The organism is Amphritea sp. (assembly GCF_016744155.1).
GTDB lineage: Bacteria > Pseudomonadota > Gammaproteobacteria > Pseudomonadales > Balneatricaceae > Amphritea.
This window is the reverse complement of record NZ_JADGEW010000017.1, coordinates 1-20,390: the sequence shown is the minus strand read 5'-3', so window position 1 is coordinate 20,390 and position 20,390 is coordinate 1. Positions and strand designations below refer to the sequence as shown.

The 20,390-nt window shown below is 47.4% G+C and carries 13 protein-coding genes; 1 reads left to right on the top strand and 12 read right to left on the bottom strand.

From position 1 onward, the window contains the following. Nucleotides 1–26: 26 nt before the first annotated feature. From QZZ54_RS12880 to recQ, 6 genes are all read right to left on the bottom strand, one after another. Nucleotides 27–1,508, bottom strand: coding sequence for an HlyD family type I secretion periplasmic adaptor subunit (locus QZZ54_RS12880; RefSeq protein WP_290703097.1), 1,482 nt, complete (start codon nt 1,506–1,508; stop codon nt 27–29). Then, nucleotides 1,508–3,688, bottom strand: coding sequence for a type I secretion system permease/ATPase (locus QZZ54_RS12875; RefSeq protein ID WP_290703096.1), 2,181 nt, complete (start codon nt 3,686–3,688; stop codon nt 1,508–1,510). Before QZZ54_RS12875 ends, QZZ54_RS12880 begins: the two co-directional genes overlap by 1 nt. A 143-nt stretch (nt 3,689–3,831) precedes the next feature. Next, entirely contained in the window at nt 3,832–10,461 is a 6,630-nt protein-coding gene (locus QZZ54_RS12870; RefSeq protein ID WP_290703095.1) for a retention module-containing protein, read from the bottom strand. A 436-nt stretch (nt 10,462–10,897) separates the two neighbouring features. Further along, nucleotides 10,898–11,683 (bottom strand): hypothetical protein, encoded by a 786-nt coding sequence (locus QZZ54_RS12865; protein WP_290703094.1) that lies wholly within the window; start codon nt 11,681–11,683, stop codon nt 10,898–10,900. Between the two features lie 53 nt (nt 11,684–11,736). Further along, entirely contained in the window at nt 11,737–12,156 is a 420-nt protein-coding gene (locus QZZ54_RS12860; protein ID WP_290703093.1) for a YqaA family protein, read from the bottom strand. Nucleotides 12,157–12,161: 5 nt separating this feature from the next. Next, nucleotides 12,162–14,303, bottom strand: a complete 2,142-nt coding sequence (gene recQ, locus QZZ54_RS12855; protein WP_290703148.1) for a DNA helicase RecQ — start codon at nt 14,301–14,303, stop codon at nt 12,162–12,164. 128 nt (nt 14,304–14,431) lie between these two features. On the opposite strand from recQ, the gene QZZ54_RS12850 reads away from it, so the two are divergent. After that, nucleotides 14,432–15,028 (top strand): YecA family protein, encoded by a 597-nt coding sequence (locus QZZ54_RS12850; protein WP_290703092.1) that lies wholly within the window; start codon nt 14,432–14,434, stop codon nt 15,026–15,028. Nucleotides 15,029–15,092: 64 nt separating this feature from the next. On the opposite strand, the gene QZZ54_RS12845 is transcribed toward QZZ54_RS12850, so the two are convergent. From QZZ54_RS12845 to QZZ54_RS12820, 6 genes are all read right to left on the bottom strand, one after another. Beyond that, nucleotides 15,093–15,554 (bottom strand): glycine zipper 2TM domain-containing protein, encoded by a 462-nt coding sequence (locus QZZ54_RS12845; protein ID WP_290703091.1) that lies wholly within the window; start codon nt 15,552–15,554, stop codon nt 15,093–15,095. A gap of 180 nt (nt 15,555–15,734) precedes the next feature. Further along, complete coding sequence (locus tag QZZ54_RS12840) at nt 15,735–16,862, bottom strand: phospholipase D-like domain-containing protein (protein ID WP_290703090.1); 1,128 nt, start codon at nt 16,860–16,862, stop codon at nt 15,735–15,737. Nucleotides 16,863–16,873: 11 nt separating this feature from the next. Continuing rightward, nucleotides 16,874–18,673, bottom strand: a complete 1,800-nt coding sequence (locus tag QZZ54_RS12835) for an ABC transporter ATP-binding protein (protein ID WP_290703089.1) — start codon at nt 18,671–18,673, stop codon at nt 16,874–16,876. Nucleotides 18,674–18,824: 151 nt separating this feature from the next. After that, nucleotides 18,825–19,064, bottom strand: coding sequence for a DUF465 domain-containing protein (locus tag QZZ54_RS12830; RefSeq protein ID WP_290703088.1), 240 nt, complete (start codon nt 19,062–19,064; stop codon nt 18,825–18,827). Nucleotides 19,065–19,179: 115 nt separating this feature from the next. Then, entirely contained in the window at nt 19,180–19,497 is a 318-nt protein-coding gene (locus tag QZZ54_RS12825) for a BolA family protein (RefSeq protein ID WP_290703087.1), read from the bottom strand. A gap of 15 nt (nt 19,498–19,512) precedes the next feature. Then, nucleotides 19,513–20,390: DUF3422 domain-containing protein (locus QZZ54_RS12820; RefSeq protein WP_290703086.1), on the bottom strand; the 878-nt coding region annotated here is incomplete at its 5' end.

Here is a 20,390-nt window from a genome sequence, read left to right as displayed (position 1 = left end):
CCCCCCGGATAAAGTCCATTTCAACGTTAACGTTCTCGTAATGCTTGCTGCTGAGCCTTAAAAATTGGCTTGAGCAGATAATCTAAAACACTTTTTTTACCGGTCATGATATCAACAGTAGCCATCATACCCGGAATAATTGGCAGAGAGTTAGTTCCTCTACCCAGATCTGTATTGCCAGTTCGCACCCTGATCAGGTAATAGATATTTCCCTGCTCATCTTCGATGCTGTCCGCACTAATATGTTCCAGCGTTCCTTTCAGCCCACCGTATATTGAAAAATCATATGCCGTTAATCGAACCACCGCATCTAACCCCGGCCTGAGAAAAGCGATATCTTTAGGAGAAACTTTCGCTTCAATTAAAAGATGATCCTCAGTAGGAACAATCTCAACCAGATCCATGCCTGGCTGTATAACGCCACCGATAGTATTGACTGAAATAGTTTTAATTGTTCCGTGAACTGGCGAAACCACTGTCGTTCGATCTACCCGGTCTCTGAAGCTAACCTGAGATTCAGTTTTCTGCTTAAGTTGCGCCAGACTTTCATTCAGTTTTTGCTGGCTTTCACTGCGTGCATTTAACGCGATTTCACGACGTTTCGCAACAGCCTCTTGTATACTTAGGCGAACTTTAGGTAACAACAGCCTGGCACCTTCCAGCTCCTGTTTGTAACTATTGACCTCCCTTTGCAGTTTGATCAGCTCAATTTCAGGAATAACTCCCTGATCAGCTAAAGGGCGGGTCATCGCCATCTCTCTCAGACTGAGTTTATAAGTACGATTCAGGTAACTTATTTTAGAATCTAGCTCTTTCTCTTCCTGATCACGTTGCTGAATCTGCCTACCCAAAATATCCAACTGGTTCGTTAGATTCCGTAAATACTCTTCAAGCTGCGCTTGCTCCCGCCCTAACAACTCTGGATTACGCACTTGCCACTCAGCTCCAACACTAATCGGTTGAACCTCAACCCTGGCCTGTTCCTGCCAATCGCCATTTGCAGGGTCGCTACTAATCAGAATACTGGCCAGTACAGCTTTATGCCGAGCAACTGATATCTCCAGATAAGCCTGTTCCTGAGCCTGCCCCCGGTAATCCGATAAAAATTTAGTTTCATCTACGAGAAGCAGAGGCTGATTTGCCTCAACCTTGTCACCCTCTTTAATAAAGAGTTCTTTAAGTATGCCACCCTCAAGATACTGAACTATCTGTATCTGCTGTGAAGGAATAACACTCCCCTCTCCCCGCGTTATCTCATCTAACTCAGCAAAATATGCCCAGACAACCGCAATAATAACAAAACAGACCACACCCCATAAAAGTATCCTTGAGCTTTGAGGTGTATCCAACAAAACACTGGCAGCAGAGTTATCTATGAAATCATGCAACTCATTATCGACAACAGGCTGATCGTGCTTTGCATTTGCCATCGCACTCAAAGCATCTTTTGCCTTCGAAAGCCCATTTTCTGGTGATGACTGAACCTTATTGATAGATTGCTCACTCATCAGGAGTTTTCCTCCCTTTTAGCATTCTGCTGATTAACACCGTCACGAAGCCAGTTAACAACCTCTGCTTTAGGACCATCTGCGAGTAATCGACCATTCTCCAATACTATAATTCTGTCCACTGCATCTAAGAGGCTCGATTTATGGGTACTCAGAATCACCGTTTTACTTCGATCAAGCTCTTTCAATCGATTGATGAGCCGAAGCTCAGACTTACGGTCTAATTGGCTTGTCGGTTCATCCAGCAGCAAAATTGGTGGGTCCATCACCATCGCCCGAGCAGCTGCCACTGATTGTCGCTGACCACCGGAAAGCTGACGTCCGCCCTCACCCACCTGACGCTCAAGCCCTTCAGGATCATGATTAGTAAACTCTGTCACTCCACCCCATGTAGCGGCACGCAACAGATGCTCATCACTGGTAAAAGGAGCACCCATAACAATATTATCGCGGATACTACCGAAGAAAAGATGGATATCCTGAGTCACACAACCGATGTTTCGACGCAGATCAGCAGAGTGCAGTTGTGCGATATTAACTCCATCAATGCGAATATCCCCTTCAGTGCACTGATATAACCCAAGAATCAGCTTTTCAAGCGAACTCTTACCTGCACCGATTCCGCCAATAAGAGCAACTCGTTCACCCGGTTCTATGGAAAAACTAATATCATTGAGTGCGTAATTTTGTTGGTCTGGATAAGCAAAGCTAACTTTATCAAACTCGATTTTGCCTTGAAGCTTTGGACGACTGACATAGCTCTTACCTTCCTCTTGCTCAACCGGCATCTCCATGATCTGATTAATAAGACTCATGGAAGCCTTGGCCTGATTATAACGTGTCGCTAACAACGACAACTGAGCCAGCGGCTGGACTGCCCGTCCACCTAGCATTACAGATGCAATAATCCCGCCCATGCTGAGTTCACCGGCAGCCACCAGGTATACACCCATCACCACCGTACCCACGGTCATCATCTGCTGCAGAAAACCTGACAGAGACGAAGCCCCGTTCGCGAGTTTGCGCGTCTGGATATCATGCTGCCCCATTTTACTAACCGCTTGCTCCCAGATAACCTGATACTGACTTTGAGCCCCATTAATTTTAACCGCTTCAATACCCGTCAGACCTTCAACAAGCGTAGCCTGTTTCTGAGAAGCAATTTTTGATGTCATCTCAATCTGTTTGGCTAGTGGTTTCTGAATGTAAAAGCTATACCCCACCAAAATAATCATCACAACCAGTGGCACAACTACCAGCGGACCTCCAACAGTCCATATAACCAACAGAAATAACAACGCAAAAGGTAGATCAATGAGCGCACTCATAGTCGCAGAGGTGATAAAGTCACGTATGGACTCAAAGGATTGCAAATTGTTCGCGAACGCACCGACAGAGATCGGTCTAGATTCCAACCTAATACCCATTACCCTGGCAAATATCTTTGCCGATAACTGTAGATCGAGCTTTTTACCCGCTATATCTATGAAGTATGAACGAAGGTGCTTCAGTACAAGATCGAAAACAAAAACTATTCCTACCCCAATTGCCAACACCCAAAGAGAATCAAATGCGAGATTAGGCACAATCCGATCATAGACGTTCATGACGAACAAGGGAGAAGCAACAGCAAATAGATTAATCAACAGAGACGCAATCAGCACATCTCTGTATATAGGCATTGCGCTACGAAAGGTGCCCCAAAACCAATGTCCCTCCTGCGTATCCAAAACATCGGGACTACGCTTATCAAACTGATATTTCTTGCGGATGTAGAACAGATGACCAGAATAAAGCTCATCTAGTTTATCGATTGGAAGTTCGATCTCACCGTCACCACTTTCCGGTTGTAATACCCGAGCAACGCCCTCTTGATTGTCGATAGACATAAGGATGCAACAGCTTCTATCTTTTAATAGCAAAACGCAGGGAAGTAGCAATTCATGGATTTGAGATAAAGGCTGATCCGCAAGCCTCGCCGATAGGCCCGCCCGTTCAGCGGCTCTGGGAAAGAGCTCAACGGTTAAACGGTTTTCAACCAGAGGCAAGCCACTGCTAAGAGAATCTTCAGAGGCGGGCATACCATAGTACTTACTGATAAGCACCAGAGCATCCAGCAAAGGATCAACAAACTGTTCACGACTAGTACCGAAAATCCAGTCCGACTGTGATTGTGTCACTGTATTGTTCTGCCTTTATGAAAAAATTTAAGTCTAAAATTTTATCTTATCTATCTAAATCAGTGTTTATATTAAACGTTTGTTCGCTATCTTCAGCCAAGTAAAAAAATGGGTAGCCTTAGAAAAGGGCCACCCATTTCTTATCAAACAATCAGCTTAGTATCATTAATCAACTGATTCAGCAGATCATTATTGGTTGAACCCGGATCCATTGACAGATCAGTTTTAAGATCCTGAATACTGACATTATCGAGAACAATCTCCTGCACAACACTGCCTCCGGCACTGTCCTTAACACTAAGAACCGCTTCATTGGTAGCATTCTCAGTCAAACTAAGATACGACTCCACGACCCCTCCTGAGCTAGTAAACCCAAGTGAATCCAGCATGTCTGATAGATCAAGCTTATCATCAGCTACAGTAAAGTCCTGAACATGATCGCTGGCTGGTGTTGCTATTGTTCCTTCATCTCCGCCATTCCAATCGAAGAAGTCGGTTCCTAATCCACCCATCAATAAATCGTCACCAGCGCCTCCGATCAGAATATCGCTACCTAAGCCTCCATCGAGATCATCGTTACCAGCGGTACCGTTGATAGCAGTCACTGACTCATCATAAATAGTTACATCAAGAGTCGATGTATATTCAGCTCCACCAATATCAGACACAGTATAAGTAAAGCTATCGACAACAGTCGCACCTGACTGTGGTGGGCCAGTAATAGTAAAGTTATCAATCACAGCCTGCTCATCACTGGCTGTTGAATTAACTTCTAGGCTAACCAAAGCACCACCAGAGCTATTAACTGGAACGTCAATTTCATAGGTATAACCGGTAACGCCGCCGGTACTGTAATCATCAGCACGAACAGCTTCATACTCAGTACCGTCTACAAAAACTCTGAAGTAATCTGTGTAGTTCTGACTACCGCTTTCCCAATCACCAACAATACTCATATCAAAGCTAACAGTAACTGTGTCACCGTTGTTACCCAGGTTAGAGAAGTTTTTGCTTACAGTTTCATCTTTCTGAATAAGCATAGAGCCGCCCTGAGACGAGGCATTACTCCACCCACTCACACCAGAATCAAAGTTCTCTGACACTAAATTAATAGGTGCTGAATGATCAATTTCATTATTGAGTACATAGGTATATTCACCTGTAACTTTATCAACCGTCAACGTATTCCCTTCAGCAGTGGTAATCGTAATAATATCTCCACTTACTACTGTAGTCCCGCCACTGATAGCCACATCAGTCAACGCGAGACCACTCGGGATAGTATCGTCTGAAAGAATATTTCCTGAAGCAATTTCTCCGTTTCCTGAACTATTACTACCGCCTGCCATATCCGCCTCATAGACATCATCAGCATTGGCATTCAGTGTCGGAACTGGTTTCGATTCACGACTGACATTCAAAGTAACCGTACCATCTGTTATGTCACCATCCATATCCTGCATGGTATAACCAACAACTTCATCAAAGCTGGTTACAAAAGCGGGGTCAGCCTGATAAGAGTATGCCCCGGTCACCATGTCAATATACATAACACCATTAGACAATGTCGTAATAGAGAAAGAACTTGCTGTTACTACAGTACCAGTAGCCTCATTAGTAATAGTTCCAGCATTTGCATCATAGGTATAAGTAACTAAATCAATTGTGACGGTTCGTACGTGACCATTGCCATCAGCACCAAAGCCACCTGTTGCCAAGGAACCGAACAGATTTCCAGGCAAAACGCTCGCAACAGTCGCTAGTAAGGCATCTGTCAGGTTAGTACCTGCGGCTGTAGCATTGATAGCAGGCCTTTCTTCAGCAACGGGAGAGGCTGAACCATCATAGGCGATAGGCTCCAATGCAGCGACATTTGCGCCGGCAAAGCCCACTGCAAAAGAATCAATATTGTTGTTATCAACAAAGGTTTCCCAGTTAGTTTGATCTGTAGTTGTATCAATTTCACTACCTGAGGTGGGCGAACCATCTGACAGGAAGTAAGATATGTTCTTACCACCTGCGATGTAACCACTAGTTTCAGCGAATGCTGTCTGGGCAGCTGCTAGAGCGGCATCATAATTCGTAACACCACCCATATCTGCATCAGTCAATCCAGTAATGTAAGCCTTAGCATCAGCAACACTAATCCAACCACCATCACCAGGGATATTGGCACTTGAAGCGAAAGTAACAATCTGTACTGCCGCATAGCCAGCGTTATCGTATGAATCCAACATCGACACAACTGCAGTTTTCATATCGATCAACTCTTGGCCCCGCATACTGCCGGAGAAGTCAAGAATCAACATCACGTTCGATAAAGCCAATGGCACTTCAATCGCGCTATTTAGATTACCACTGACAGGCCGATCATCTTCAATCGCAACATTAAAACTAGCACTTGCAGTATTAGCCCCATCAAAAATGGATACTCCGAACTGGAGATCCATGATGTCCTCGGTACTGTTTACAGGATGATCAACAGGCGCTAATAAATTAACCGTGTATGACACATTATTGTTTGGCCCCGTACTAGTAACCGGATCAAGCGTTATGGTCAGAACATCTGTGCCCGTGGAAGTACTACCAGTAAGCGTCTGACTAGAAGCATCCCAGTTCCAGTTATCAACATCATCACCATTAGATTTAAGGCTAATTGGATTATTATTAGATGTAACACTAACCGACTCAGCCAAAGAAAGAGTAAAAGAGCTACTATCTGCGTCGGTGAAGTTTATAGAGCCTGTTGCGAAAGCATCATCTGCGTTATCAACAGGATCCCCCGTACTGTCAATCAAGCCTCCTAATAAGCCTTCTTCGGAAACAGTAACAGCACTAATCGAGGAAATCGTTGGAGCATGATCATCATTTATAATCGTACCAGTGCCTTGAGCAGGCGTGTTGTTCTGTGGAGTTGATGCGTTCAGAATGATTGTCTCATCACCCTCAACCTTAGAGTCTTCAAATGTTGGAATACGAACGACCAGACCAGTTTCTCCCGCCGGAAGATCTACACTGAAGGTACCATCAAGATTAACTACTACAGTTTGGAATGCACCTCCACCGATTGAAACCTCGATTGGTGTTTCTGTATCGATACCGTAAGTACCGGTACCACTATCAAAATCAAGATTAACTGTTGTTGCAAACTCACTTGGATTGCTCAAGATTACAGTGTAGTCAAGTACATCACCTTCATTGGCTGACGGGCTAGAAACACTACTCACTGTTGGTCGATCATCATCGGGCGTGCCCGGACCGGTTGGATCGAATGGACCTGGGCCTGTGCCGTCATCCAGAATCGTACCCGTTGCCGTGGCATCCGTAATACTGCTGCCCGCTGAGTTGTTGCTCAACGTGGCGGTAAAGGTCTCGCCACCTTCAAAGATCCCATCTTGTACGGTCTGTACGGTGAAGGTCTGAGTCGTTACACCGGCCGCAAAGGTCAGCGTACCGCTCTCACTGCCAAAGTCTGTCGCTTCGGCACTATCTGTCCCGGCAATGCTGGTCGCAAAGTCGATGGTCTGATCCGCTTCGGCATCGCCTGAACGGCTCACGGTGAAGGTCATCAAGCCACCTTCACTGATGCTCATATCACCGATGCTGAACAAGGTAGTGTCGTCGTCGGGAGTCCCTGGACCGGTTGGATCGAATGGACCTGGGCCTGTGCCGTCATCCAGAATCGTACCGGTGCTAGTGCCGTTCGTAGCACTCACCGTTGCACCCCCTGTTGGCGTATCCAGTCCAACGGTAAAGGTCTCGGCCCCTTCATACGAGGAGTCTTGTGAAGTCTGTACGGTAAAGGTCTGCGTCGTGACACCAGTCGCGAAGGTCAGCGTACCGCTCTCACTTGCAAAGTCATCTGACTCAGCGCTATCAGTCCCGGTAATGCTGGTCGCAAAGTTAACACTCTGATCCGCTTCGGCATCGCCTGAACGGGTCACGGTGAAGGTCATCAAGCCACCTTCGCTGATGCTCACGCTATCAACACTGAATTCCGTGGTGTCATCATCGGGCGTGCCCGGACCGGTTGGATCGAATGGACCTGGGCCTGTGCCATCATCCAGAATCGTACCGGTTGCCGTGGCATCCGAAATACTGCTGCCCGCTGAGTTGTTGCTCAACGTGGCAGTAAAGGTCTCGCCACCTTCAAAGATCGCATCTTGTACGGTCTGTACGGTGAAGGTCTGAGTCGTTACACCGGCCGCAAAGATCAGCGTACCGCTCTCACTTGCAAAGTCATCTGACTCAGCGCTATCAGTCCCGGCAATGCTAGTCGCAAAGTCGATAGTCTGATCTGCTTCGGCATCGCCTGAACGAGTCACGGTGAAGGTCATCAAGCCACCTTCACTGATGCTCATATCACCGATGCTGAACAAGGTAGTGTCGTCGTCGGGCGTGCCCGGACCGGTTGGATCGAATGGGCCTGGGCCTGTGCCGTCATCCAGAATCGTACCCGTTGCCGTGGCATCCGTAATACTGCTGCCCGCTGAGTTGTTGCTCAACGTGGCGGTAAAGGTCTCGCCACCTTCAAAAATCGCATCTTGTACAGTCTGTACGGTGAAGGTCTGAGTCGTTACACCGGCCGCAAAGGTCAGCGTACCGCTCTCACTACCAAAGTCAGTCGCTTCGGCACTATCTGTCCCGGCAATGCTGGTCGCAAAGTCGATGGTCTGATCCGCTTCGGCATCGCCTGAACGGGTCACGGTGAAGGTCATCAAGCCACCTTCACTGATGCTCATATCACCGATGCTGAACGCAGTGGTGTCATCATCTGGCGTACCTGGACCGGTTGGGTCGAATGGGCCTGGGCCTGTGCCATCATCCACAATGGTACCGACACCGGCGCCATCAATAATCTGGCTGCCGTTCGTTGGATTTGCCAGGTTGACACTAAAGGTCTCATCACCTTCATAAGAGGAGTCTTGTGCGGTCTGAACCGTGAAGGTCTGGGTGGTGACACCGGCTGCGAAGGTCAGCGTACCGCTCTCACTGCCAAAGTCTGTCGCTTCAGCACTATCGCCCGCGGCAATACTGGTCGCAAAATCAACTGACTGATCCGCTGCGGCATCGCCTGAACGGGTCACGGTGAAGGTCATTAGACCGCCTTCACTAATCTGTACATCGTCAACACTAAAGCCGGTACGGTCATCATCTGGCGTACCCGGATTAGCGGGATCAAATGGACCTGGGCCGGTGCCGTCATCCAGGATAGTACCGGTGCCAGTGCCGTTCGTAGCACTCACCGTTGCGCCCCCTGTTGGCGTATCCAGTCCAACGGTAAAGGTCTCGGCCCCTTCATACGGAGTATCTTGAGCAGTCTGTACGGTAAAGGTCTGCGTCGTGACACCGGTCGCAAAGGTCAGCGTACCGCTCTCACTTGCAAAGTCATCTGACTCAGCGCTATCAGTCCCGGTAATGCTGGTCGCAAAGTTAACACTCTGATCCGCTTCGGCATCGCCTGAACGGGTCACGGTGAAGGTCATCAAGCCACCTTCGCTGATGCTCACGCTATCAACACTGAATTCCGTGGTGTCATCATCGGGCGTGCCCGGACCGGTTGGATCGAATGGACCTGGGCCTGTGCCGTCATCCAGAATCGTACCCGTTGCCGTGGCATCCGTAATACTGCTGCCCGCTGAGTTGTTGCTCAACGTGGCGGTAAAGGTCTCGCCACCTTCAAAAATCGCATCTTGTACAGTCTGTACGGTGAAGGTCTGAGTCGTTACACCGGCCGCAAAGGTCAGCGTACCGCTCTCACTACCAAAGTCAGTCGCTTCGGCACTATCAGTCCCGGCAATGCTGGTCGCAAAGTCGATCGTCTGATCCGCGGCGGCATCGCCGGCACGAATCACGGTGAAGGTCATCAAACCACCTTCACTAATGCTCATATCGCCGATACTGAAGCTGGTTGTATCATCGTCAGCATCAGGACCCGGACCAGTACCATCATCAAGGATCGTACCTATGCCGACACCATCAACAATTTCGCCATCTTCAGATGGATTACCCAGGGTTACAGTGAAGGTCTCTGCGCCTTCAAAAATCGCATCCTGAGTGGTCTGCACAGTAAAGGTCTGGCTAATTACACCTGTATCGAAGCTCAGGGTGCCACTGGCAGAAACAAAGTCGTCACTCTCAGCATTATCGCCAGTTTCAATACTGGTTGAGAAATCAATTTTTTCTGCAGATGCACCATTTGTCCGCGTCACAGTGAAGGTCATCAAACCACCTTCATTTACCGTCACATCGGCAACACTGTATCCAGCTGGACTGAAAACCACCTGCTCGCCCTCATACTCGGGAAAGTCTTCTAGATCACGTTCATCCGCACTCGTATCAAATCCAGCTCGAGCGATAACCTCTTCTGCGGTACGATCAACTGTCTGAAAAGCAGAGAAACCTGAACGAGTAGGGGGAGTATTGCCCGCCGCGGTTTCTTCAAGAATTTCAGTTGGATCCTGACCTGCCAAAATAGCTTGCTGAACATCAGTAATATCTAGTCCTTCAGGCCCTACAGAATGCAGAACAAGAACAATTTCACCGGTATTAGGATCAACTTCTAGAATTGCAGCAGTATCAGCAGGCACGGTCTCAGTCGAATCTTTGCCAAGATCCAGCTCAGCAGAAGCATCAGTACGTACAATAATCATGTCACCAGACGCTAACGACTCACCTTTGACTAAAGGCCGCTCGACGCCTTGAGCATCTACTACGACCACTTCACCGGTTATATTTACCGCTGACACTTTTGTAGCTTCTACATTATCCATAACTTCCCCCCAGAAGATTTTGTCTGATTTCAGCTCTGTTTCGCACAGCTAAAATAAAGAAATAAGGCTGGATTATTCCAGTTAGTAAATTTGCGAGACTCAGTCTTCAGCTATATTTACTTTTAATATTGTTTCAATATTAGCACACATAAAATAGCCAAAATACCCTTACATACAAGCAGATATACCCATTTAGTGGATATTTAAAATCCGTTAATATCGTTTAAAGTGACATCATTCAAACAAGAGATAAACACTCAAATAATCAACACACAAAACACCTAACGCTTTGATTACAAAGACTTTAAAGCTAACCAGGCTCTAGCTCCTCAAAATCCCACATAAGAAATAACTTGTTTCATCCAAACTATCGGCGCGCAAAACCACATACTCATTATGGGTATTAACCAAGCAGCTGTTGACCGTCGCGACCTATTCACATGCTCAACCAACCAATTTCATCCGCTGTCTTATCACCGACAACAACATCATCCAAGCTAAGAGGCATTACCAGCCAACCAGGTGAGACCTTTACTCGACCACCCATAATTTCTGCTCTGACTTGAGGCAGCAAAGGACGTTGTTGAGGATCAGCAAAACCATCGGGATAGATTGGCTCATTAGTTTCAAGATCGTACTTGTCTGATGCTCCGAATGTATGCATCAGCTCATGGGTGATTACGAAGTTATTTGTCGCTATATAATCAACACTGGCAAAACCATTCACCAACCCGATCATACCCTTTTGAAGCCCTAACGAATGAGATAACACCTGCTTTTTCTGTGGAGAAAAATATTGCAGGTAAATTCTTACATCAGGCTCAGGCCCTGGCCAGTTATCGTTTTTCCACGACCACCAGCGCATCTTTAAGCTCCAGAAGATACTTTCAAAGACCCCTGCTTCAATGTCAATTTCAGGGGGTAACGCCACCAATGGAGTCGAGAGAAAAACTTCTGCTATTGATTGCCCCACCAGTCCGTAACGGTGCGCTTCTCGTTGCAAAAAGCGCTCTACGTCCTCGAAATGCTCTTCGCTAAGTGCATTAATATACGCCTGAGTATCAGCCCTTCCATCTGCATTAATTGGATAAAGAACAACCCAGACCGGACGACTCCATGACTGAATACGTGCACTGGAAAGCCAGGCATTCATTGCAACAACAAACAGAGTAATCAGTAATACAGTTATCCGCAGCGACCGAAACCAACGAGATTTCAGCATAGCTCCTCCGCTCTCAATACTGACTAATGACTTATTCCTAAGCCCAAACTATATCAGCTAACAGCTAGAACGATTAGTGAGTAGCGCAAGGTTTTACCAACGCAGATCAGCATCAGCGAATAAAACAGATGACATCGTACCCAACCGGCCGCCAAACATAATGGATCACCAATCAAGGGCAACCAGGAAAACAACAGAGATAAAACCCCATAACGCTGCACCCAAACCAAAGCTTGTTTTTGCCTTTTCTTTTCAGGCACTTTTAGCGGCCAGCGAGAACTAATCCACCACCCCATAGCATAGGTCAAAATACCACCCAGACTATTACCGGCAGTAGCTGCAATTAACAGTTCTATCGAACTAAATTCAGACTGAGTCAACAGATAGGCTAATAACACCTCAGAGCCACCAGGCATTAGTGTTGAGGAGATAAAACTACTTAGAAACAACCCCCAGAGGCCAATATCTTCCACGACGATTAATCACCTCGCTCTACACGTTCCATATCGGCACGTATACAACGCAGAACACCATATTCATATAGCCCATCTAACCCCTCATACACCGGCTTTAGTGCAACACCAAAGGATTCCATGCATTCACACATCAACTGTTGAACCTGTCGTAACTGATCTGCGCTTAGCTCTACCACATCTGACAGAATCAATTGACCTTCAGCTATACCATCAGCCAGATGATTGTAAATAACATTTTCAGACAGGTGCTGCTGCCTTGCTACCTGCGTTACCGTCATTCCGGTGCGATAAAGCGTTACCGACTCCTGCACCTGCAGATCTTTATCCTGTGGGTTCTGCTGCTCCGCCTGATACTCACGAATAAGCTCAAGAAACTGGTCGCCGTATAACTCAAGCTTTCGCTCACCGATGCCATTAAGACGCCCCATCTGCTGATGCGTCAATGGCCGGTACATTACCAACTCCATCAAAGTTGCATCATGGAAAATGACATAGGGTGGCACATCCTGCTGCTTGGATAACTTCATCCTGAGAGCCTTGAGTGCATTCCATAAGCCATAATCTTCTGAATCAAGCTTTTGCTGAGGGTCATTTCGCTTACTAAACGACTCCTGCTTACGCTTATCCTGACGCATCTCTATCTGCAGTTCACCTTTCAACAAGGGTCGACAGCTGTCAGTGAGATAGAGGACTCCGTGACTGTTCGCAGCAACACTCAGATAACCACGTGCCACCAGCTGCCTGAATACTGAGCGCCACTGATTTCGATCCAGCTCTTTACCGATACCAAAAGTACTGAGCTGATGATGCTTTAACTCAAGCACCCTTTCACTGGACTTGCCCGATAACACTTCAATAACATGATTGACGCCAAAACGCTGTCCACAGCGGTACACACCTGACAAAGCCTTACGCGCAGCATCGGTTGCATCCCAAACTGGCACAGGCTCTAAGCAGGTATCACAGTTGCCACAAGGCTTAGACTCTGACTCGCCAAAGTAAGTCAGTAGCGTCTGTCGGCGACAACTGGTGACCTCACACAACCCCAGCATCGATTCCAACTTCTGCCGCTCGACGCTTTTGTGTAAGTCATCCGCTTGAGAACCTTCCAGCATCTGCCGAAGAAAGATCACATCCTGAAGCCCATAAACCATCCAGGCATCAGCAGGCAACCCATCCCGTCCGGCACGTCCGGTTTCCTGATAATAAGCCTCGATACTTTTTGGCAGGTCTAAATGGGCCACGAAACGCACATTAGGCTTATCAATCCCCATACCAAAAGCAACCGTAGCTACCATTAGAATATTTTCTTCTGTCAGAAAACGATGTTGATTATGATGGCGCATCTCCTGAGGCAGCCCTGCATGGTATGGCAAGGCGTTATAGCCCTGCTCTTGCAGCCACTGCGCGGTATCATCAACTCTCTTACGAGACAGACAGTAGACAATACCTGTGTCACCGGCATGCTCTGCTTTCAAGAATTTTAGTAGCTGTTCTTTAGCTCGATGTTTCTGGCCGATTCGGTAACGGATATTTGGTCGATCAAAGCCCTGAATGAATTTCCGGGCATTTTCCAGCCCAAGACGAGTGCAAATTTCTTCACGGGTTCGCTCATCAGCAGTCGCCGTCAGTGCAATTCGCGGCACATCGGGGAAACATTCTTGCAGATAACTAAGTTGAAGATACTCAGGACGAAAGTCATGCCCCCATTGAGACACACAGTGCGCTTCATCAATGGCAAATAGCGCCAACGGACATTCCGACAACATTTTGAGCGTGCGGGGCTGAAGTAAACGCTCTGGAGCAACATAGAGCAGGTCTAACTCTCCGCTGCGCAATTGGTGCTCTACCTCCTGCGCCATACTGAAGTCCATCGACGAATTCAGATACCCGGCATTGATACCCCACTGGGATAACGCCTGTACCTGATCCTGCATCAATGCAATCAACGGAGAAACAACCACGGCAACGCCTGGCCGAATAAGCGCCGGAAGCTGGTAGCAGAGTGATTTACCACCACCAGTAGGCATCACCACCAGCGCATCGCCGCCGGCGAGCAGAGTCTCGATCACCTCCTGCTGAGGTTCTCGGAACTGGTCGTAACCAAATATCTGTTTTAGGAGTTGCCGGGCCTTTTCTATCATGGCCGGCATTATCCGGGATGAGAGCCCCAGTGTCATCCAGATTTATCTAATTACGGCAGATAAACACTACGCATCAGCCATCATCGCTGTTAGAATCTGCACACTCTTTTTTTGCCGGATCCGAACCTATGCAAAACCCAATGTTAAACACCCCCCTTACCGATGCTGAACTGGATGAACTTGAAGCATTTATGTTCTCTGATGCCGTATCCGAGGACGCTCTGGATCTGGTGGGCACCCATGGTTATTTCTGTGCGCTGAACATCAGCCCGGTCAAAATCGCTGAAAAACAGTGGCTTCAGGAACTTTTCGATGGCCTACCTGCCTACAGCTCCGAAGAACAGAAAGCTCGCATTGAAGACCTGCTTCGCCGCTTCTATTTCAGCATTGGCAGCGACCTTTACAACGATCAGGATATGCTGCTGCCTTGCGATCTGACTCTTGAAACAGAGAATGATGAAGAAGAACAAAGCGCTATGACTTCATGGGCTCAGGCCTTTATGGAAGCAGTCTTCCTTAAAGAAGATGAGTGGTTTAACCATCAGGCAGAGGAAGAGGTCGCAGAATTTATGTTACCGATTATGATCGCTTCAGAACTCTTTGAAGAAGATGAGTTTCTGAAAATGCGTGAAGATACCCGCCTGTGCGACGAAATGTGCCGTAGCATCCCGGATCTTCTAGTCGACCTCTACTTGCTATTCCACGCTCCTGCAGACAAGAAATAGCCATCTAAGCAAACGATCAGGCACAAAAAAGCCCGCATCGTAGCGGGCTTTTTTACAGCTATATTTAACGTGCTATTCGTGCAGTACCACCTTGACGAAGCACTCTCACCCGCTCTCCCGGCTGGAAGAAACCATTATTATCAACTTCCTGAACCACTGAAATCGTTTTACCATTCTCAAGCGTGACTGTAATTTCTTGCCCCTGCTTTTGGGTAACATTTTTTTCAACCTTCTGGCCGATGATTCCACCAGCTACGGCACCAATAACAGAAGCGATACTGCTACCTTTACCACCACCCAGAGTACTACCCGCTATACCACCAACAACAGCACCGGCACCGGCGCCTAGCGGACTATCAGTACGACCCTCTATCACCACAGGCGTAACCGTATCGACCCAAGCAAATTCAACATTCTGAACCCGTCGAGCTTCACTTCGAGAGTACGTATCACCGCTCAGAGAAGACGCACAACCCTGCAACATCAGCACAAACGCTGTAAAAGTTATAACCATAGCCTTGTTCATAAATAAATCCTGAATACCGTTTAGTAATTAAGAATACTTTTTATCTGCCAAGAAGGATAAAATAAGTCCAATGCGCACTCTGAAAGCCGGAGAAGCAGAAGACCTGTTCATATATTATCTAAGTATAACCTGAGCAATTTAACCCTGCTAAATATTAGTTCAAGTGTAGGCGCTGTTAGCTTAACGGATCTTTAACAGAAGCTGACACAGTAACGACCAGCCCGCCTCCCGCAACTTCTGATACCAGGGACGACTACGCCATTGATCGTATACAACCTCTTCACTCTCTTCCATATCACTCCTTAGCAACGTTTCGACAGCTGCCGCCAAGCTAGGTTCCACCACTTCGAGATTAGCTTCAAGATTCCAGCGCAGGTTCCAATGGTCCAGATTACAAGATCCTGCAGACACCCACGAATCACAGAGCCCCAGTTTGGCATGGAGAAAAGCGGGCTGGTATTCGTAAATTTTGACCCCTGCCTTAAGCAACCGTCGATAATAACGCTTAGATGCATGGTAAACCCAGGGATGATCCGTGTTAAGACTGGAAACAATAATTCGCACATCAACGCCACGCTCAGCCGCTTGTCGCAAACTACGACGCACCGAAAAAACCGGTAAAAAATAGGCTGTAGCTAACCATACCCGGTCAGTAGCATGATTAATATGCTGCACAAAACTGTGCTTTATTTGTTGCAACCTAACACCCTGAGCTTCTGTCACTCTCGACATAGCATCACCTACCCGGGTGTAATCTGGAGGCATTACATTAAATAGTATTTTCCCACCGCAAAGACACCACTGACGAGTAAACAAACGCACCATATCACTCACGACCGCACCTTCGACCCCCAGCATGATATCGTGCCAGGCCAACGCTCCCTCAGCCGGCTTCTCTCTCAGATACTCATCACTAATCCCAGTCCCCCCGATATAACCCAGTTTCTGGTCAACAATCATTAACTTTCGATGGTCACGAGCCAAATTTCGAGCCAACTTTGCTAGACGAAGACGATTATAGAATTGCACCTCTATACTCGCCTTTGCCAGCCGTTCTCGGTCCTGCTGATGGAATTGACGCCCACCAAAATCATCGATTAACCAGCAGACTTTAACACCACGTCGCGCAGCCTTAATCAATGCTTCAATGAATAGATCAGCTACATTGCCCGAACTGACCATATAAAACTCAAGCAACAGTAATTGGCGAGCCTCTGTTATCGCTTTCAACATATGGGGTATAAACTGCTCACCCTCAACCAACAGTTCAACCCGATTACCGCCTGACCAGTGATAACTGCCAGCCATAAATCACTCCATCAATGCTGCTGATGCTGTCCATATAAACGAGCATAGAGACCATTCTGTTTTAATAACTGCTCATGGCCACCCTGCTCAGCAACCTGACCATCTTCAAACACATAAACATGATCCGCTTGTTTAACCGCACTCAGGCGGTGAGCCACTATAATAGTGGTGCGCCCTTTAAGAAAACCAGCCAGATCACGGTGGAGGTTATATTCGGTTTCAGCATCAAGCGCCGATGTCGCCTCATCCAGCACCACCACCTTTGGATCAGCCAAGACCATTCGTGCAATCGCCAATCGCTGTCGCTGCCCACCAGACAGGCGCACACCTTGTCGACCAACCATCGTATCCAACCCCTCACCCAACTGATTAACAAAGGGCTCTAACTGCGCTACAGCCAGTGCTTGCCACAATTGCTGATCGGTATATTCTCGTCCCAGGGTCAAATTGCCTCTGATTGAGTCATTAAACAACGCCGGATGCTGCAACACTGTGACGACATTTTCCCGAACCAGATCCAGACCAATCTCTTCAACAGGAATATCATCGAATAACACTCCCCCTTTTTGGGGCTGATACAATCCAAGTAACACCTGTACCAAGGTTGATTTCCCCCCACCACTGGCACCAACCAAAGCGATCTTTTGCCCTGCTTCAATCTTTAACGACAGCCCCCGAAGAACTTCCTGACCTGCAATATAGCTAAAGTGAATATCTGCCAGTTCAATGGCTACTGACGATTTTCCGGTGAAAGGATTGTTGATATGAGGATAGTCCGGCTCCTCATCCAGATCAGCTAATCGATTAACCCGCTGTAAAGCAGCCTTTGCACCGTAGAACGCGTACTGAATACCCAAAACTTCCTGAACGGGCCCCATCATGAACCAGAGATAACCAAACACTGCCATCATCTGACCAATACTCAGGTCAGAATAGACCACCATTACCATAGACAACGCCCGAAACAGGTCAAAGCCGATGAGAAACACCATAAAGCTAAAGCGACTAGCCGCTTCAGTGCGCCATTCAAAACGCGTGGAATGATCACGTAACGAGCGCGCATCTCCCACAAGCCCCTGGAGGTAGTGATTTTCACGATTAGCAGCACGAATCTGATAGATAGCTTCAAGCACTTCAGTCAAACCACCCTGAAACCGCTCATAAGCTTTGTTTTCTCTTGATTTAAGCTCTTTGACCCGTTTACCAATAGTCATGGTCAGCCAAACAACAAACGGATTGAGCAGCAGAATAAATAACGCTAATTGCCAGTGCATCCAGATCAACACGATCGCAGTACCGATGATAGTCAAAAGCGCTATCAGCATCCGACTGAGCGAGGCGCCAACAAAACGATCCACTGTATCGAGATCAGTAACAAAGTGAGAACTGACGGCACCGCTACCCAACGACTCATACTCCGCCATCGAGATCCGCTTCAAACGTTGTAGCAATCCCTCTCTGATTCGAAATATTACTTCTTTAGAGATAATGGAAAACTGCCGGCCCTGCCAGACATTCAACACTAAGGCTACTGCCCGTAAAAACACGGTGATCAATAACACAGCAGTGATATATAGCACCGGCCCCTGCCAGTCATCTGGGAATAACTGATCGCTCCATCGTACCAAGACACCGGGCTGATTTAACAATACTTCATCAACAAGCAGCGGCATCAACAGCGGCAACGGCACACTAACACACGTCGCCAACAGTGCGATGAGGTTAGCCTTAATCAACAAAGGCCTATACTCAAGTGCTATATTCCAAATATATCCCCAAGTGTAATGAGGAGTGGATCTAGATTTATCCATAACGCGGGGTAGCTCTCTATTTCTGCCAAACCATTTAGTCAGATACTTTAGTCAAAATGCGTTACGCATAATAGCGTAAAGTGGATGCATACTTCAGAGCCCAGAGACAAAAAAACCCGCTAAAGCGGGTTAGAACCGGGGGAGGTTCAAATCAGATCTGTTTAACCATCGTAAACAGCTGATCTTTTAGGTGTAAACGTTTCAGCTTCAACGCCTCTTCGGTTTGAGTACACACCGGCTCTGCCAGGCCTACCATTTTTTCAACCTGTTTGGTTACGTCATGATACTCATCAAATAGTTTAGCAAAATGGTTATTTGTTGTTTTCAACACATGGATACGTTCGCGGTGCTCAGGAAGCTCATGTATCAGGTCGTGATGTTCAGTAGGCATAAAAAACGATACTCCTGTAAAGATTGAGGGAGAAAAGTAGCGGGCGGTCACCCCTGCCCAGTACCTAGTTATAGTCTCTGCCTGATAGCACTATCGAACATTGATTAAGATCAATCTAATGACCGCTTTTAGAGCCACCCATGCAGTTAGGTGATAACGGAATATCACCGTTCTGCTCTTGCCACTCAACTGCAGTATATAAATGCAGTGATAAAGCATGTATCGGGTTATTCATAAGCTCTGATAAAGCCCCATAGATCAGCTGATGCCGGGCAACTGGACGCTTACCGGAAAAATCATCTGCGACAACTGCCAACTTAAAATGGCTCTCTGCGGCCGGACCACTATGCATATGGCTTTCATTTTCAATGACCAGGTGCTGTAAAGTCAGCGCCTGCTTCAGCCGTTGCTCAATCTCTATTGCAATACTCATCTTATTAATGCCTTTCTAGTCTTTATCTGCCGAATCAGCAGCCAGCTTACTAAATTTTGAATGAATCCTTCGGGTAACCAACGCCACAGCTACAATAATTAAGGGCATAGAGATACCCAGCGTGAGACTTTTATCGATCTGTAGCCCCTGATCATAGAGCACTCCGATAAAGATCTTTACCAAACCAATGGCATAGTAACTTATCGCAGCAACCGACAGCCCCTCAACCGTATGCTGCATCATAAGCTGAATCTGAGAACGCCGATCCATAGAGCTTAACAACTCCTGGTTCTGCCCTTGTATCGACAATTCCACCTGCGTCCGCAACATATCACTTACACGATCTATTCGTCGAGAGAGGTCTTCTAGTCTTTCAGCCGTTGCCTGACATGTTCGCACCGCCGGCACCATTCGTCGAGTGATGAACTCATTCAACGTCAGGTGGCCTGAAACCTCATCCTCCCGCAAATCAACAAGCCTGGACATGACCAGGTCTTGATACGCATTGGTAGCATTAAAGCGAAAAGTCGAACGTGCCCGATAAGCCTCTACCCGCGATGCCAGATGCGTTAACCGTCCCAGCAACAGCCGCTCATCACAACCACCGACATCCTCTGATTGCTCAACAGACATTACCTGAGTCAGTTCCGCCAGCTGCTGATCCATCTGCTGTAGCTGGGGGCTTATAGTACGAGCCAGCGGCAAACTGATCAGGGACATCAAACGGTAAGATTCAATCTCTAGTAGACGCTGCACCAGTCGACCCACCTGGCTGTCACTCATCTCACGGTTATAAATCAAAAACCGCCCAAAGCCGTCACTGTGCACCTGAAAGCTAGTCCAGATCTGCGCAGCCCCCTGGGAAGGCTGACTCCCCACCAGACGCATCTCGA

Bases quoted from the DNA above. Each gene is read 5' to 3' on its own strand.
- QZZ54_RS12825 (WP_290703087.1), bottom strand. From the start codon at position 19,497: ATGAGTATTGCAATAGAGATTGAGCAACGGCTGAAGCAGGCGCTGACT.
- QZZ54_RS12870 (WP_290703095.1), bottom strand. From the start codon at position 10,461: ATGGATAATGTAGAAGCTACAAAAGTGTCAGCGGTAAATATAACCGGT.
- QZZ54_RS12845 (WP_290703091.1), bottom strand. From the start codon at position 15,554: ATGAACAAGGCTATGGTTATAACTTTTACAGCGTTTGTGCTGATGTTG.
- QZZ54_RS12835 (WP_290703089.1), bottom strand. From the start codon at position 18,673: ATGGATAAATCTAGATCCACTCCTCATTACACTTGGGGATATATTTGG.
- QZZ54_RS12865 (WP_290703094.1), bottom strand. From the start codon at position 11,683: ATGCTGAAATCTCGTTGGTTTCGGTCGCTGCGGATAACTGTATTACTG.
- QZZ54_RS12830 (WP_290703088.1), bottom strand. From the start codon at position 19,064: ATGCCTACTGAACATCACGACCTGATACATGAGCTTCCTGAGCACCGC.
- QZZ54_RS12880 (WP_290703097.1), bottom strand. From the start codon at position 1,508: ATGAGTGAGCAATCTATCAATAAGGTTCAGTCATCACCAGAAAATGGG.
- QZZ54_RS12850 (WP_290703092.1), top strand. From the start codon at position 14,432: ATGCAAAACCCAATGTTAAACACCCCCCTTACCGATGCTGAACTGGAT.
- QZZ54_RS12840 (WP_290703090.1), bottom strand. From the start codon at position 16,862: ATGGCTGGCAGTTATCACTGGTCAGGCGGTAATCGGGTTGAACTGTTG.
- recQ (WP_290703148.1), bottom strand. From the start codon at position 14,303: ATGATAGAAAAGGCCCGGCAACTCCTAAAACAGATATTTGGTTACGAC.